General features: G+C 47.9%; 15 protein-coding genes and 3 tRNA genes. 16 read left to right on the top strand and 2 right to left on the bottom strand.

Annotation, left to right across the window (positions count from 1 at the left end; genetic code table 11):
• Positions 1 to 18 precede the first annotated feature (18 nt).
• On the bottom strand, positions 19 to 1572 hold the full coding sequence (locus AWU56_RS05810; protein ID WP_416361502.1) for a S10 family peptidase: 1554 nt from the start codon (positions 1570 to 1572) through the stop codon (positions 19 to 21).
• A 173-nt stretch (positions 1573 to 1745) separates the two neighbouring features.
• Between AWU56_RS05810 and AWU56_RS05815 the strand changes: the two genes are divergently transcribed.
• The 7 genes from AWU56_RS05815 to AWU56_RS05845 are packed head-to-tail and all read left to right on the top strand — an operon-like array spanning position 1746 to position 8487.
• A complete protein-coding gene (locus tag AWU56_RS05815; RefSeq protein WP_286682008.1) occupies positions 1746 to 3776 on the top strand; it encodes an NADPH-dependent 2,4-dienoyl-CoA reductase in 2031 nt (676 codons plus the stop codon).
• 1 nt (position 3777) lies between these two features.
• Positions 3778 to 4593, top strand: a complete 816-nt coding sequence (locus AWU56_RS05820; protein WP_286681993.1) for a PHP domain-containing protein — start codon at positions 3778 to 3780, stop codon at positions 4591 to 4593.
• Between the two features lie 26 nt (positions 4594 to 4619).
• Positions 4620 to 5243 carry an L-threonylcarbamoyladenylate synthase gene (locus AWU56_RS05825; RefSeq protein WP_006956574.1) on the top strand — a complete coding sequence of 208 codons (624 nt, stop codon included), beginning with the start codon at positions 4620 to 4622 and terminating at the stop codon, positions 5241 to 5243.
• 18 nt (positions 5244 to 5261) lie between these two features.
• Positions 5262 to 6086 carry a segregation and condensation protein A gene (locus tag AWU56_RS05830; RefSeq protein ID WP_006956575.1) on the top strand — a complete coding sequence of 275 codons (825 nt, stop codon included), beginning with the start codon at positions 5262 to 5264 and terminating at the stop codon, positions 6084 to 6086.
• Complete coding sequence (scpB, locus tag AWU56_RS05835) at positions 6055 to 6621, top strand: SMC-Scp complex subunit ScpB (protein WP_006956576.1); 567 nt, start codon at positions 6055 to 6057, stop codon at positions 6619 to 6621. Before AWU56_RS05830 ends, scpB begins: the two co-directional genes overlap by 32 nt.
• Complete coding sequence (gene rluB / locus AWU56_RS05840; RefSeq protein ID WP_286681994.1) at positions 6614 to 7489, top strand: 23S rRNA pseudouridine(2605) synthase RluB; 876 nt, start codon at positions 6614 to 6616, stop codon at positions 7487 to 7489. The genes scpB and rluB overlap by 8 nt, the downstream gene beginning before the upstream one ends.
• Positions 7490 to 7497: 8 nt before the next feature.
• On the top strand, positions 7498 to 8487 hold the full coding sequence (locus tag AWU56_RS05845; protein ID WP_286681995.1) for an agmatine deiminase family protein: 990 nt from the start codon (positions 7498 to 7500) through the stop codon (positions 8485 to 8487).
• On the opposite strand, the gene AWU56_RS05850 is transcribed toward AWU56_RS05845, so the two are convergent.
• Positions 8480 to 9184, bottom strand: a complete 705-nt coding sequence (locus tag AWU56_RS05850) for an SIMPL domain-containing protein (RefSeq protein ID WP_006956582.1) — start codon at positions 9182 to 9184, stop codon at positions 8480 to 8482. The two genes, AWU56_RS05845 and AWU56_RS05850, sit on opposite strands and share 8 nt — an antisense overlap.
• 46 nt (positions 9185 to 9230) lie before the next feature.
• Here AWU56_RS05850 and AWU56_RS05855 point away from each other — a divergent pair, with 46 nt between their 5' ends.
• The 9 genes from AWU56_RS05855 to AWU56_RS05895 all read left to right on the top strand — a co-directional run bounded on the left by AWU56_RS05855 (position 9231) and on the right by AWU56_RS05895 (position 16611).
• On the top strand, positions 9231 to 9698 hold the full coding sequence (locus tag AWU56_RS05855; RefSeq protein ID WP_286681996.1) for a regulatory protein RecX: 468 nt from the start codon (positions 9231 to 9233) through the stop codon (positions 9696 to 9698).
• Between the two features lie 73 nt (positions 9699 to 9771).
• On the top strand, positions 9772 to 12375 hold the full coding sequence (gene alaS / locus AWU56_RS05860) for an alanine--tRNA ligase (protein WP_006956591.1): 2604 nt from the start codon (positions 9772 to 9774) through the stop codon (positions 12373 to 12375).
• A 132-nt stretch (positions 12376 to 12507) separates the two neighbouring features.
• Positions 12508 to 12699 (top strand): carbon storage regulator CsrA, encoded by a 192-nt coding sequence (csrA, locus tag AWU56_RS05865; protein ID WP_006956592.1) that lies wholly within the window; start codon positions 12508 to 12510, stop codon positions 12697 to 12699.
• Between the two features lie 178 nt (positions 12700 to 12877).
• Positions 12878 to 12970 (top strand) — tRNA-Ser (locus tag AWU56_RS05870).
• Between the two features lie 29 nt (positions 12971 to 12999).
• Positions 13000 to 13076: transfer RNA gene (locus AWU56_RS05875), tRNA-Arg, on the top strand.
• A 29-nt stretch (positions 13077 to 13105) separates the two neighbouring features.
• Positions 13106 to 13182, top strand: a tRNA-Arg gene (locus AWU56_RS05880).
• Positions 13183 to 13407: 225 nt separating this feature from the next.
• Complete coding sequence (locus AWU56_RS05885; protein ID WP_286681997.1) at positions 13408 to 13653, top strand: OadG family protein; 246 nt, start codon at positions 13408 to 13410, stop codon at positions 13651 to 13653.
• Positions 13654 to 13677: 24 nt separating this feature from the next.
• A complete protein-coding gene (oadA, locus tag AWU56_RS05890) occupies positions 13678 to 15480 on the top strand; it encodes a sodium-extruding oxaloacetate decarboxylase subunit alpha (RefSeq protein WP_286681998.1) in 1803 nt (600 codons plus the stop codon).
• Positions 15481 to 15483: 3 nt separating this feature from the next.
• The gene (locus tag AWU56_RS05895) at positions 15484 to 16611 is read left to right on the top strand and encodes a sodium ion-translocating decarboxylase subunit beta (protein ID WP_006956596.1); all 1128 of its coding nucleotides are present in this window, start codon (positions 15484 to 15486) and stop codon (positions 16609 to 16611) included.
• Positions 16612 to 16623: the final 12 nt, after the last annotated feature.

Consider the following 16623-nt stretch of genomic DNA (forward strand, 5'->3'; position numbering starts at 1 on the left):
GTCAACACCCAAAATGCATTACTTGTATTGTGCTGGCTGACCTTCTTTTGGAAGCGCGTTCATAATGAACTCACGCAGATCATCATTTGCTTTTTGTAGGTCAGGTCGGCGCAAATACATCATGTGACCACTACGATACCCTTTAAAGCTAATGCGATCTTGCATCAGTTTACTACGGTCTAACTGCCAAGTTGTATACTTCGCATCAAAGTAATTGGTCGCGCCGTCAAAATAGCCCGACTGTACCATCACATTCAGGTAAGGGTTCGCTGCCATCGCTTCGCGTAGTTGTTTGCCGGTGTTGTTATTGCTGCGATCCCACGGATGCACAGGACCGAACATATTGTATTTCACATCGGTCTTGTAACCTAACTCTTCGCGTAGATAGTAGTTAATTGCGGGAGTGAACGAGTGTAACCATGAAGTCAGCTCAGCATTGTAGTCAGGACTATCACCTGAACGGCTGCCATCGATACCTAAATAGCGAGAGTCCAGACGACCAATTGTGCGATCGCGGTCACGTAAGAGTTCTTTCCAGAAATACCAAGTGCTTGGCGCTAAGTTATTACTCAACACGGCTTCTTCTGAAAGGCCAGAGTAGTGTGCCACCTGAGAGGCAATTTGCTCGCGTTGTTGTTGGGTCAGTGAAGCACCTTTTGCTAGCGCGGGTAGATATTCGTTGAGTGTGTATGACTCCGCTTCGTCGAGTACATCTAGCAGATCCTTACTTTGTAGGTCGCTTGGTAATGCGTCGTGGTACCACGCGGCGGCAGCAAAGTAGGGTAGACGATTCGCCTCTTCAACCGGACCGCTACGCTCAATACCCAATTCAGTCGGAGAGACTAGGACAACACCATTGAGGTACATCCATTGTTGATTTTGTAAAGCGTGAGCCAGACCCGATACACGTGTCGTGCCGTAACTTTCACCAATTAAGAACTTGGGTGAACGCCAGCGGTCATAACGTGAGGTGAAGGTATTCATCCACTCGGCTAAATATTGGATGTCGGAGTTAACTCCGAAAAACATTTTTTGTTGAGCGTCACGTGAGGGCATTTCGCCGTCTTCGTTGGGTAGAACACGCGAGTAACCCGTGTTGACTGGGTTGATAAATACGATGTCAGCAACGTCTAAAATTGAATACGGGTTATCTTCGACACCATATGGTTGTACAGGGTAACCTTCATCACTGATCTTGAGGACTTTAGGACCCGTGTAGGCCAAGTGCATCCACACGGAAGCAGAGCCTGGACCGCCATTGAATGAATAGACGATGGGGCGTTTTTCACGGTTATCGATGTCTTCTCGTTTATAATAGGTATAGAACAACGTGGCGGTTGGTTTACCTTCGTCGTTCCATACCGGTAAGGTGCCGGCCGTTGCCGTATAATCAACAGTTTCGCCACGAATTTCGACACTGTGCTCAGTGGTTTTACTTGATTCAATCGGAATTAAACGCTGGTGCGCTGTCACGTCTTGAGTCTGTGCTTGAGCATCTAATGTCATGACTGAGGCGGTTGTTAATAAAGTCGCAGTTAATGTGCCTACGATAGTTTTTGTTGCTAAAGTCATAACGCTCTCCTTGGAATTTTCCATATCAGACTAGCAGGTTTTTACCCGTAGGGGTCAAAACAAATGCGACCATCGTGCGAACAAACACGACTACTGATAGGCTTGAGCAAATACTTATAAAGGTATAGAGTGAGCTAAAATTAAACGCCCGTTTAAAATAGAGAATAATGAAGATGGTAGCTAACACACAACAGTATCCGACGCTTTTCACGCCGCTTGATCTTGGCTTTACTCAATTAAAAAACCGCGTACTCATGGGTTCAATGCATACGGGACTCGAAGAAGAGAAAAACGGCTTCGAAAAGCTGGCGGCTTTTTACGAGGCTCGTGCTAAGGGCGGTGTCGGCTTGATTGTCACCGGTGGTATTAGTCCAAACTTTAGAGGTCGACTGGCGCCTTTGGGGAGTGAACTGTCAAAGCCGTGGCACGTCGCTAAACATCGCAAAGTTACGCATGCTGTTCATAAGCATGACAGTAAAATTTGCCTGCAGATCTTGCATGCGGGACGTTATAGCTATCACCCGTTCTCTCTTGCTCCGAGTGCAATTAAAGCGCCTATCACGCCTTTTAGTCCCAAAGCGATGAGTGAGCGACAAATCACCAATACCATTAGTCACTACGGGCGTTGTGCCAAGCTGGCTCAGAAAGCAGGGTATGATGGTGTTGAAATTATGGGCTCGGAAGGTTATTTAATTAATCAATTTCTCTGCCCACGCACAAATAAGCGCACGGATGAGTGGGGGGGCGATTTTAACGGACGTAGTCGCTTAGCACTTGCAATCGTTAATCGCGTGCGAGAGCAAGTGGGTAAGGACTTTATTATTATTTTTAGATTGTCCATGCTGGACTTGGTTGAAGACGGTCATACGCTCGACGAGGTGATTGAATTAGGACAAGCGCTTGAGAAAGCCGGAGTGACCATCATCAACACCGGTATTGGCTGGCACGAAGCGCGTGTGCCAACGATTGTGACGTCGGTGCCACGGGGCGCGTTTGCATGGATCACTGAGCGTGTGAAGCAATCACTGTCAGTACCCGTTGTGGCTGTTAACCGTATCAATACGCCTGAAATTGCTGAACATATATTGTCCAGTGGGCAAGCGGATATGGTATCGATGGCACGCCCGCTATTGGCCGATCCCGAACTCGTGATCAAGGCGCAACGTCAACAACCTGAAAAAATAAACACCTGTATTGCGTGCAACCAGGCGTGTCTTGATCATGTGTTCTCGAATAAGCGGGCGTCATGTCTGGTTAATCCACTCGCATGCTACGAAACTGAGTTATTAATGCAGCCAACGCAACAGTCAAAACGGCTCGCGGTGGTTGGAGCAGGCCCTGCGGGGTTAGCGTTTGCTTGCTTCGCCGCTGAGCGTGGGCATGATGTAACACTGTTTGATAAAGCGAGCGACATTGGTGGGCAGTTTAATTACGCGAAGCAAATTCCTGGCAAAGAGGAGTTTTTCGAAACCTTACGTTATTTCGATGAGCGCTTAAAAGACGCGGGGGTGAAACGCGTCTTGGGTGAGGAACAATCGGCTGAAAGTCTCACCGAGGGTGGTTTTGACGAAGTCATCTTGGCCACCGGAGTACTACCTCGCCAAGTTGATATTGAAGGTATCGATCAGCCCCATGTGTTGAGTTATTTGGATGTCTTACGTGATCATAAAGCGGTCGGCCAACGTGTAGCGCTGATTGGTGCAGGCGGTATTGGTTTTGATGTGGCAGAGTATCTGACGACTGAAGAGCAACTGACACTTGATGAATCGGCTTGGAGCGAGCGTTGGGGAATCGATAAATCGTATGAAACGCGTGGCGGTTTAAAAGAGCAACACCCCGAAGCCAGTCCTCGCGAAGTCTGGTTGCTACAGCGCAAAGAGAGCAAAGTGGGTAAAGGCTTGGGTAAAACGTCGGGCTGGGTACACCGTACTGAACTGAAAAGTAAAAAAGTGCACATGTGGAATGGCGTGACGTACAAGAAAGTGACAGCCGAGGGTTTATTGATTGAGCGCGATGGTAAAGAGCAACTGATTGAAGTGGATAACATTATTATTTGTGCAGGACAGGTTCCGTTACGCGCGTTACAATCTTCGCTAGAGCAAAAGGGCAAACCCGTGCATCTGATTGGCGGCGCTGACGTAGCCGCTGAACTCGATGCGAAACGTGCGATTCGTCAAGGCGCGGAACTCGCAGCAAGGATTTAATTTGATAATCGATTTACATTGCCATAGTACGCATTCTGACGGTAGCCTGACTGTGCCCGAGTTGATTGATCGGGCACACAATAACAGTGTTTCGGTGTTAGCGCTGACTGACCACGACAATATTGACGGCGTGGATGAAGCTCAGCAGTATATTGAGCAAGCGCATTATGATATGACGTTGGTGGCGGGGGTTGAGTTATCCTGTTGGTGGGAAAATTTTGAAATTCACATTGTTGGCTTGAATGTCGACACACGCAGTGAAAGCTTACAGCGGCTGCTGCAAACGCAGCAAAATCGCCGCCGGGAGCGCATTGATTCGATAATCCAAAAGCTTGCCGCCCGTGATATCAATGTTGAGATTGATAGCGACGGTATTCCTACCCGAAAGCATATTGCCGATCAGCTCGTTCAGCACGGTTATGTTGATCAAGTTCAAAAAGCCTTTGATCGATTTATCGGCAAAGGTAATTTTGCTTACGTAAGGCCGCAGTGGTGTTCAATTGGGCATGCGATTAAAGCGATACATGACGCCGGAGGTAGCGCAGTGTTAGCGCACCCACATGCCTATCAACTGTCTAACAAATGGCTGAGAAAGCTCATCGGTGAAGCGAAAACTTGGGGGCTTGATGGTATTGAAGTCAGCATCGGTCAGCAAACTTTTGGTCAGCGCTCAGCTTTAGCTGAATTTGCTAAGGATTTCCAATTAAAGGCTTCGCAAGGCTCTGATTTTCATTATCCTTCGCAGTGGCGTGATTTAGGCAAAAATCTTTGTCTGCCGGATGCTTGTGTGCCAGTATGGAATGACTGGTTCAGTTAAAGACCACACTCGGGTATGGAGGGGCTATGAGCCAATATTTTGAAGTACATCCGATGAATCCACAGAAGCGCCTTATCCAGCAAGCCGTCGATATCATTCGTCAAGGTGGTATCGTGGTTTATCCAACGGATTCGGGCTATGCAATTGGCTGTCAAATTGGCGATAAAAAGGCGGTCGACCGTATTTGCCAAATCCGAGACATTGACAAGGAACACAATTTTACCTTGATGTGTCGTGATCTCTCTGAGTTGTCGACCTACGCTCGAGTCGATAACGATGCATTCAGATTGTTGAAAAATAACACGCCTGGACCTTATACCTTTATTCTTAAAGGCACTAAAGAAGTACCTAAGCGGCTATTGAATCCAAAACGTAAAACAATCGGTATCCGCGTGCCTACTAATCGTATTGCACTGGCTTTGTTGGAAGAGCTCAATGAACCTTTAATGTCGACGAGCTTGATTCTCGGTAATAATGAATTGGCGGAATCCGATCCTGAGACAATTCGCGAACAACTCGAGAAGCGTGTCGATCTGATTGTCGATGGCGGCCATAAAGGCGAAGAACCAACGACTGTGGTTGACTTATCTGAGGGCGCCCCCGTGGTCATTCGTGGCGGTTCAGGTGATACTCAGCCGTTTGAATTTTAATGGAGTCATAGCAAGGACGTGGCAGAACAGCAATCCTTACCGCTTGGCTTCGTACGTGGAGAGCCGGTCATTGAAAAGCCGGAAGACCTCTATATTCCACCGGATGCGCTCGAAGTTATCCTTGATGCCTTTTCCGGACCAATGGACTTGCTGTTGTATTTAATTCGTCGACAAAAGTTTGATGTCGTTGATATTCCCGTGTTAACCATCACTCGGCAGTATGTTCACTACGTCGAGATGATGAAAGAGTTGAAATTAGAGTTGGCGGCTGACTATCTTGTAATGGCCGCGATGCTGGCTGAAATAAAAAGTCGACTATTGCTACCTAAACCCCCGCAAGAGGATGATGAAGAAGACGATCCCCGGGCTGAGTTAGTGCGCCGCTTACGTGAGTACGAAGCGATTCGGCACGGTGCCGAGTATATTGATGAACAGCCGCAAATCGGCCGTGATATGTGGTTGTCCGAAGTGAGCAGCAATGCGCGTGATCATGTTACTACAGCGCCACCTGAAGTGAGCCTCGAAGATTTAACATTGGCCTTTAGCCGTATTCTTAACCAAATTAAATTAAATGCGCACCATCATATTCAGCGTGAACAGCTATCGACTCGCGAGCGCATGAGCCAGATCTTGCAGCGATTACAAACGCAACCGTATTTGCGCTTTGGACAGTTATTTAATAAAAGCGAGGGTCGTGCTGGCGCGGTGGTAAGTTTTTTAGCAATTTTGGAACTTGTGAAGGAATCAATGATAGAATTATCACAAGTAACACCCATGAGCGAAATTCATCTACGCAGAAAAGCCTCTTTTGATGAACAAGAAGCAATTGAAACAACTGATTGAAGCTGCATTGTTTGCGCACCCTCAGCCGCTGTCTGTACAGCGGCTGTATGAGCTGTTTGAGGCGCAAGGTGTATCATTGAATGGGGTGAAAGGCGCCATTAAAAGTTTGCAAGACGACTACCATGACCGTGGCATTGAGTTAGTTAATGTAGCATCTGGCTTTCGTTTTCAGACACGCCCAGAGTTTGGCGAGTTACTCGCTGGCTTGTGGCAAGAGCGGCCTACACGTTATTCGCAAGCCTTGTTAGAAACCTTGGCTCTCATTGCTTATCGGCAGCCAATTACGCGAGGTGAAATTGAGCAGGTGCGGGGTGTTAGCGTAAGTTCGAATATTATTAAAACATTACAAGAGCGACAGTGGATCGCGGTTGTTGGGCAAAAAGAAGTGCCTGGACGACCGCAGCTTTATGGCACCACTGCGCAATTTTTGGATGATTTTAATTTAACAAACTTGTCAGAATTACCATCGATTGATTTTTCTGATGAGACTACCGCTGAGACAGCGATAACTGAGAGAGACGATCTTCATGACTGAGAAGTTACAAAAAGTATTGGCCCGTTCTGGCTATGGTTCACGACGCGAAATTGAGGCGATGATCGGTGCTGGCCGCATCCGTGTGAATGGCAAGGTAGCGCAGGTGGGTGAGCGAATTGATGCCGATGCGTCAGTCCGTATAGACGGTCATGAGGTCGTGATTAAGTCGGAAAACTCAGTTGTCTGCCGTGTTTTGACCTATCACAAGCCAGAAGGCGAATTGTGCACCCGAAAAGATCCCGAAGGTCGGCCAACAGTTTATGAGCGTCTTCCGCGGATGAGTGGAGCACGGTGGGTTGCTGTCGGTCGTTTGGATGTGAATACTTCTGGCCTGCTTCTTTTTACGACGGATGGCGAGCTTGCTAATCGGTTAATGCACCCGAGTCAAGAAGTCGAGCGGGAATACGCCGTACGTATTTTCGGTGAGGTGACCGACGCCATGATTAATCGCCTCAAGAAGGGGGTTCAACTTGAGGATGGGCTGGCGCACTTCGATACCATAAAAGCGGTCGGCGGTGGTGAAGGCATGAACCGATGGTACCACGTGACACTCAAAGAAGGTCGGAATCGTGAAGTTAGACGCTTGTGGGAAAGCCAAGAAGTTCAAGTGAGCCGCTTGATTCGAGTGCGCTACGGCGACATCAAGCTTGAGTCAGGCCTCCCTCAAGGGGGATGGAGTGAGCTTGAACTCGATCAGGTTAATGAATTACGCGCAAAGGTGGGATTGCCGCCAGAAGATAAATCCTTCGTTGATCCGCGTCATCAGGAATCTAAGCAGCGTAAGTTCGCAAAAATCCGCAAAGCGACGTCTAAGCGCAAGGACCGCTTACGCGAAGCACAACGTGTAAACAAGAATAAGCGTAAATAAGCAGGCTGATGATGGTTTATTGGCGCCCAGATTTTGCTCCGGGCCAGCAGATTGTGTTGGCTCAGCCCTACCGTCGTGACGTGTGGCGACAGTCTGCGCGCCCTGCGCGTAAGTGTATCGAATCGCTCGCGCAGCTGTTACGGCAGTACCACCCTATTTGTTTACTGACTCCGCAGACGGTCTCATACGATGATATTTGGATGCGCGATATTCTGCCGCTTTGGTATCAAGAAGAGTCAGGCAAATGGCGTGGGCTATTGATGGAATTTGACGGTTGGGGGGATGTGCAACAGACCATAGAGCAAGACAGCCAGTTGCCCGAACAGTTATTTGCTGAACAGCTGTATCCAGTATCCAAATTGATTGGTGAGGGTGGCATGCTGACTCATAATGGCCAAGTGGCTTTGATGGGCTTGGCGGCGCTGAAATCAAGACAACCCGAATTGACTGTGAAACAACTGTCACGTCGTGTCGAGAAAAATTTAGCTGGACTCGAAGTCTACTTTTTTGATGGCAAGCTGAGCGCTGATGAAACGAGTGGGCACATGGATAATCTCGCTTTGTTCATTGCTGATGACGTGCTGTTATATTGTGCAACTGAAGATCCGACTCATCCAGACTTTTTAACTTGTCAAAAGTTAGCAGAGGTTATTGAACAGCTTCCACCGGAAATCACCAAAGTGCCTCTGCCATTACCGAAGCCACAACAACCGCTAGCTCAGGATCGAGCTGGCATTATTAGCGATAGTCAAAGTCTTGTACGCGATCTGAGCTTACCGATTTGTTGTAGCTATACGAATCTCATTGCGACTGACAAGGTGATTGTTGTTCCACAATTTGATCTCAGTACGGACGAACCTGCGTTGGATGTTATTCAACGCTATGCTGGCAATAGGAAAGTGGTTAGCCACCCAGCGCGTGAACTCGTACTGGGTGGGGGTGGACTACACTGCGTTAGTCACCAAGTGCCAGCAGATATTGCTTTACCTGTTATTTGAGCGAGAAAACGACCTCTAGGCGAGCTTCAATTTGCTGCTCGCCGGGCATCGATGGAGACTTGGCGTCCATTCGTGCCTCAGCCATATGGAAAACGACGGGGCGTGGATAAGATTGCTCTGTAATCTCTAACACTGAACCTAATTCGCGTTGTGCGACGCCCGCTAATTGACCTGCTTTGTCACGTGCCGCAGCAAAGGCATCTGCTAGAGCGCGTTGATACAAGTCTTTTTGATTTGATACCTCAAACCGAACCTGACTCACGCGCGTGACACCTTGAGCGAGCGCTAAATCTACGATCTGATCATATTGCTCGATGTCGGGTAGCGTGATAGATATTTCGCGCATGACCACGAAACCGTCTTGTTTAGTTTGCCCGTCGTCATTTTGATACTGGGGATACACCTGCAGCTGGTAAGAACGAATATTGCGCTCCGGGACATCTCGTTTGACAAGATCGCGCAATAGCTTTTCTGTCGTTTGGTCTACTAAACCTTTCATGGCACTCAATTTATCGCCGCGTTGCTCGATGCTAAACTGAAGACTGACTTGATCTGGCACTGCTGACGCGGATGCTGCACCGGTCACTCGAATTTGATCGGCGGTTTTAGTCTGTGCGGTAGCGCCGAATGATACACTGGCGAGTACTGCTATCGCGGTAGCGATGATAATATTCCGTGAAGGAAAAAATGGTTTCATAGAGCTTATCCTTTGCTATTCGGTTGTACGTTGGAGTAAATACAGTTTGAAAAGTTCACATGATGATGAGCAGGTGCTCAGAGAGAAATGTTTTAAACTATTAACTAAGCGAGAGCATAGTCGTTTTGAATTAATTTACAAACTGAGCCAACGCGGCTTTGAACGCCCGCTTGTGGAGCAGGTTGTTGATCGCATGCAAGAAGAGGGCTGGCAAAGCGATGAACGTTTTGCTCAGAGCTTTGCACGAGAAAAAGTCATGCAGCGACAAGGACGAACCAAAATTGTGGCACAGGCAACGCAACAGCGTGGCGTCGATAAAGCACTTATTGAACAAGCTTTGCAACGATTAGAAGTGGACTGGTTTGAGCTATGTCAGCAGGTTTATCAAAGCAAGTTTGGCTCGACACAACCGAGTGATCGCAAAGACTGGGCCAAACGAGCACGATTTTTGATGCAACGCGGCTTTTCGCAAGAACACATCAAATTTGCAATACAAGCGCATGATGATGACTAGTGATCAAAACCTTCACATGGTAATCTAGGGGATCATAAATTATGACAAATGCGTGCAAAAAACAGGGTGTTTAATGAGCATTACAAGCGCTGAAATTCGAGAAAAATTTATTCAGTTTTTTGAGCAAAGAGGTCACCAACGGGTACCCTCCGCCTCAATGATTCCTGCTAATGACCCCACATTATTATTTACTAATGCGGGTATGGTGCCTTTTAAAGATGTGTTCTTAGGTACTGATAAGCGAAACTACACCCGAGCGACCTCTGCACAACGTTGCTTGCGCGCTGGTGGTAAACATAACGACCTTGAGAATGTCGGGTACACGGCTCGTCATCATACCTTTTTCGAAATGCTTGGAAACTTCAGCTTCGGTGACTACTTTAAGACCGAAGCCATTGAATTTGCGTGGCACTTTTTAACCCAAGAGCTACAACTTCCGGCCGAAAAACTGTGGGTCACCGTATTTGAAGAAGATGATGAAGCCTACGATATTTGGGCTAAGCACATCGGTGTGCCTGAGGATCGCATTTCCCGTATAGGCGTTAAAGATAACTTCTGGTCGATGGGGGATACGGGTCCTTGCGGTCCCTGTTCGGAAGTCTTTTATGATCATGGTCCAGAAGTGTGGGGCGGGCCTCCTGGAACGCCTGAAGAGGACGGTGACCGTTATATTGAAATTTGGAACTTGGTCTTCATGCAGTATAACCGCCAAGCGGACGGTACCATGGAGCCGTTACCCAACCCCTCGATCGATACAGGTATGGGATTAGAGCGTATTGCCGCTATTTTGCAAGGTGTGCATAGCAATTATGAAATCGATACGTTCCAAGCACTCATCAAACGCAGTGCCGACATTATTGGCGTCAGTGACTTAAGCAGTAAATCGCTACGTGTTATTGCTGACCATATTCGCTCTTGCTCGTTTCTAATCGCCGATGGTGTCATGCCATCGAACGAGGGAAGAGGTTATGTGCTCCGCCGTATTATCCGTCGAGCAGTCCGTCACGGCAATTTACTGGGTGCTAAACAAACGTTTTTCTACCAGTTGGTCGACGAACTGGTCAAGCTGATGGGTGAAGCCTACCCCGAGTTGGTTGAAAAACGTCATATTATTGAAGACGCATTGAAGCGTGAAGAACAGCAGTTTGAGAAAACACTTGAACGCGGCTTAGCGATTCTTAATGACGAGATTAAGCAGCTATCGGGCAACACGCTAAATGGTGAGGTGGTGTTCAAGCTATATGATACGTACGGCTTTCCGATGGACTTAACCGCAGACATCGCGCGCGAGAACGAACTGGTGATTGACGAGGAAGGCTTTAACGCCGCCATGCAAGCGCAGCGTGAGCGTGCCCAGAAGGCGTCACAATTTGGTGTCGACTATAATGCTCAGGTAAAAGCGACCACGAAGTCAGTTTTTGACGGCTATACTGAAGACAAAGCGCAAACGACTGTAGTTGAGCTATTTCATGAAGGAACAGCGGTTGAATCACTTGAAGCGGGCCAGCAGGGTGTTGTGGTGCTGGCTAACACGCCGTTTTACGCTGAGAGCGGTGGCCAAGTCGGTGATACCGGTGTATTGCTAGCAAATCAAGGTCGCTTTGAGGTCACGGATACGCAATATATTGGTAAAGCGATTGCGCATCATGGTCAGGCGGACTGTACGATAAAACTAGGCGATGCCGTTACGGCAGAAATTGACTCCGAACGACGCGCTAACATTCGTCGTAATCACTCGGCGACTCACCTGTTGCATGCTGCGTTACGAGACATTCTCGGCGACCATGTACAACAGAAGGGCTCGCTTGTTGAGGCTGAGCGCATGCGTTTTGACTTTGCTCATTTTGAGCCCCTTACGAAAGCGCAAATTACCGAGCTTGAGCGTGTCGTTAATGAACAGATTCGCAAGAATGTTCGACTAACAACGCAAGTGATGAATATCGATGAAGCGAAGAAAGCAGGTGCGATGGCGTTGTTTGGTGAAAAGTACGATGACGATGTTCGAGTCGTGCGAATGGGTGAGTTTTCGATGGAGCTGTGTGGCGGCACACATGTGGCTGCAACAGGCGATATTGGGTTATTCCGAATTACTCATGAAACAGGTATTGCGTCTGGAGTTCGTCGCTTAGAAGTCGTTACAGGCGCCGCTGCGTTCGAATTTATGGCGAACCAGCAAGCGATACTCAATCAATTGACGGCTGACTTTAAAACCGACGAAACGGGTTTGCTTGGTAAAGTCGATCAGCTTCAAAGCAAATATCGTGAACTCGAGCGGAAAGCCGAACAATTACAACAGAAACTCGCTCAGCAAGCTGGCGGTGGCTTAGTCCAGCAAGCCGTTGAAATGAACGGTCATAAAGTCATAGTCGCTCAGCTTGAGGATACAGAAGCGAAAGCATTGCGTGGTATTGTGGATGACTTAAAGAACCAATTAGGGTCTGGCGTCGTACTATTAGCAACTGCGCAAGGCTCAAAAGTAAGTTTGATAGCGGGCGTAACTAAAGATTTAACATCGATTGTGAAAGCCGGTGATTTAGTTAACCAAGCAGCCAATGTCGTTGGCGGTAAAGGTGGTGGGCGTCCCGATATGGCGCAAGCTGGCGGGTCTAACCCAGAACATTTGAGTGAGGCATTAGCTACGGCTACTAGTTGGTTAGAGCAGTCATTCAAAAAATAACTTGAATTTATTATAGTCAGTATAGTGTAATGAAAAGATAACTTGTTACACTCAAAGGTAGATTTAGCTATTTACGTTCAAGGAACCGTTCTTAATCAAGCTGAACGCGGAACAGTATTTAAGGAGTAGGGTATGTTAATTTTGACTCGCCGTGTAGGCGAAACGCTGATGATAGGAGATGATGTCTCGGTCACAGTGTTAGGTGTTAAAGGTAATCAAGTTCGAATCGGCGTCAACGCACCCAAAGACGTCTCTGTGCATCGAGAAGAAATTTATATGCGGATCCAGTCAGAGACGGATGAGGAGAAGCCGGATAAAGAATAACTTTTCTACTAACTGTTCCGCAGACTTAAAGCCAGCTTAATGCTGGCTTTTTTAGTTTTTGGCTGGTTTTGACTAAAAAACCGTCGAGATGGTTAAATATCCCACGCTTGGTTACAAAAAGGGAAAAAAGCAATTGACATTATTGTCAGTCTCGCTAGAATGCACGCCACAACGTTAGGGAGAGGTGGCCGAGTGGCTGAAGGCGCTCCCCTGCTAAGGGAGTATAGGGTTTGTAGCCCTATCGAGGGTTCGAATCCCTCCCTCTCCGCCATATACTTAACGTTGATTGAAATAATGTTTGCGCTCGTAGCTCAACTGGATAGAGTACCTGGCTACGAACCAGGCGGTTGGAGGTTCGAGTCCTCCCGAGCGCGCCATATTTCAATAACCAAACACTGCATTATACGCGCTCGTAGCTCAACTGGATAGAGTACCTGGCTACGAACCAGGCGGTTGGAGGTTCGAGTCCTCCCGAGCGCGCCATCTCCAAGTATTTCATGTAATCCCGCTAATTAAGTTATCCGCTAGTCGATTTGCTGATTTTTATTTCTTATCCTTTATCCTATTGATTTATAAATAATAATTTTTCATTTCCACTCATTTATATTCTGAATAGTCAGTATATGCCCCTTTATCCGCTTGCTAAGCCTGTTAGCATAGTATTTAATATTTTTATAACAATTGTACGGAAATCCGCAAGGAGTAGTCGTGTCTGAGTTATTTATAAATGCTGCGGAAATTATGGCTGTGGGGATGACATCCGTTATCGCCTTTTTATTGCTGTTAATTTTTTGCATGTCGATGATGGCAAAATACCTGCCTAAAGGTGCAACCCATGAACCGACGCCTCGAAGCGCACGTAAGCATGCTAAAGCGGGTAATCAACCTTCTGATGACACTGTGGCAGCGATTTCAGCAGCCGTTCATGCCTACCGTACCCAACGCAAAAAATAACGCGAATAACGAGGAGAGTTCCATATGAGCAAGCCCCTTAAGTTAACTGAGCTTGTATTTAGAGACGCCCATCAGTCATTACTTGCAACGCGGCTGCGACTCGAGGATATGCTACCGATTGCGGACAAAATCGATAAGATTGGATTTTGGTCGGTAGAGTCGTGGGGCGGTGCAACATTCGACGCCTGTATTCGCTATCTAGGTGAAGATCCTTGGGAACGCATTCGAAAACTTAAAGAAGCCATGCCCAACACCCGCCAGCAGATGTTGTTGAGGGGTCAGAATCTATTGGGTTACCGCCATTACGCTGATGATGTCGTCCGTCGCTTCGTGGAGCGCGCGCGCGAGAATGGTGTCGACGTGTTCCGTATTTTTGATGCAATGAACGACGTGCGGAATTTGAAGACTGCAATTAAAGCGGCAAAAGACGTAGACGGTCATGCGCAAGGCACCATGTCCTATACCGTGTCGCCGGTGCACACATTGGAAAAATGGGTCGAGATGGCACAAGAACTTGAAGACCTCGGCTGTGACTCCTTATGTATTAAAGATATGGCTGGCTTACTACGACCCAATGACGCGTTTGAACTGGTGTCAGCATTAAAAGAAAAGACTGATTTACCAATCGCGATGCAGTGTCATGCGACAACCGGTCTCAGTGTCGCGACTTACCAAAAGTCGATTGATGCGGGCATTGATATGTTGGATACAGCTATTTCGCCGATGAGTATGACCTACGGGCACTCGCCGACAGAAACGCTGGTGGCGATGACGGAAGGCTCTGATCGAGATACCGGTTTATCACTTACTGAGCTTGAGGACATAGCCAGTTATTTCCGTGATGTGCGGAAAAAATATGCTCAATTTGAAGGCTCTCTAAAAGGAGTCGACGCGCGTATCTTATTGGCGCAAGTACCTGGCGGTATGCTCACGAATATGGAAAACCAACTTAAAGAGCAGAACGCGCTGGATAAGTTTGATCAAGTATTAGAAGAGATCCCGAAAGTACGCGAGGATCTGGGCTTCATCCCATTGGTTACGCCCACTTCGCAAATTGTCGGTACGCAAGCGGTGCTCAATGTGCTAGGTAAAGAGCGTTATGCCAATATATCAAAGGAGACTGCGGCGGTATTAAAAGGCGAATACGGAGCCACTGCCGCACCAGTCAACAAGGAGTTGCAACAACGTGTGCTTGAAGGCGGCGAGGCGATTACTTGCCGTCCTGCCGATCAAATTGATGATGAGCTCGAAAAGCTGACTCAAGAGCTGAATGAAAAAGCGAAAGCAGATGGTATTCGGCTGGCAGATAACGTCGTCGATGACGTGCTGACCTATGCTTTATTTCCGCAAATCGGTCTGAAGTTTTTACAGAACCGTGATAATCCCGATGCGTTTGAACCAGCGCCATCCGCGGATGAACCTAAAGCCGCTGAAAAGCCTAAGCAGAGTGCTTCGAGCGCAAGTGCCAGCAGCCCAGCGCAGGGCGGTACCGAGCATTATGATGTAGCGGTCAATGGCAAGACTTACCAAGTATCGGTTAGTGCTGCAGGTGAGCTTGAAGCTGTTCAACCTGCGCCGCAATCCAGCTCCGATGACAACGCTCCGACGGGAGAAGGTACGACTGTCGCTGCGCCTTTGGCCGGTAATATCTTCAAGGTCAATGTCAGTGAGGGCGATGAGGTCAGTGCGGGTGATGTGCTTATCGTCATGGAAGCGATGAAAATGGAAACCGACATCAAAGCCGAGCAGGGTGGTACTGTCAGCAGTGTCCATGTTAAGGAAGGCGATGCCGTGTCGGTCGACGATGAATTGGTAACGCTGGGGTAATCCATGGATAAGCTTACGTTGTTATGGCAAACCACCGGATTATCAGCGATTACCGTAGGGCAAACTGCGATGATTATCGTCGGCGGTATCCTGCTGTTCTTGGCCATTGCTAAAAAGTTTGAGCCGCTGCTGTTATTGCCTATCGGCTTTGGTGCGATATTAGCCAATATCCCTCTTGCTGGTTTTACCGAGGCGGGGGGCGTACTTTACTACGTCTACAAAGTAGGTATTGATACCGGCATGTTCCCGCTCATTATCTTCATGGGGGTGGGGGCTTTGACCGACTTTGGTCCACTGCTTGCTAATCCAAAAATGATGCTACTGGGTGGTGCTGCGCAGTTTGGTATCTTTGCAACTTTGTTCGGTGCGATTGCACTAAACTTTGTGCCTGGCATTGAATTTTCGATGGCCGATGCTGCGGCAATATCCATTATCGGTGGCGCCGATGGACCGACAGCTATTTTCTTGGCATCACGACTCGCGCCCGACTTACTCGGAGCCATTGCTGTTGCGGCGTATTCATATATGGCACTAGTGCCTATTATACAACCGCCGATCATGCGTTTACTCACATCAGAATCCGAACGACAGATTAAGATGAAGCAACTACGGCCGGTCGGACGTCGCGAGAAGATTTTCTTCCCTTTGGCCGTTATTTTATTGACGTTATTATTATTGCCAAGTGCAACACCGTTGGTCGGCATGTTCTGTTTAGGTAATCTGATGCGAGAGTCGGGCGTCGTTGAACGTTTAACAAAGACCACGCAGAACGATCTCATCAACATTGTGACGATTTTCTTGGGCTTAGCAGTTGGATCGAAGTTGCAAGCCGAACAGTTCTTGAGCTTCCAAACATTAGGCATTCTAATACTTGGTGCAATTGCATTTGCGATAGGTACCGCCAGCGGCATTTTAATGGCAAAACTGATGGGGAAATTCAGTAAAGAGCCCATCAACCCATTAATTGGGGCTGCAGGGGTGTCGGCGGTTCCAATGGCTGCCCGCGTTGTCAATAAAGTTGGATTAGACTCAAACCAAAGTAACTTTCTGCTGATGCACGCGATGGGACCTAATGTCGCAGGCGTGTTAGGCTCTGCTGTTGCGGCGGGTATTTTACTTGCATTGGTCTAACGTCTGAGGTTG

The organism is Idiomarina sp. T82-3 (genome assembly GCF_001577655.1).
In the GTDB taxonomy this organism is placed as follows: Bacteria; Pseudomonadota; Gammaproteobacteria; order Enterobacterales; family Alteromonadaceae; genus Idiomarina; species Idiomarina baltica.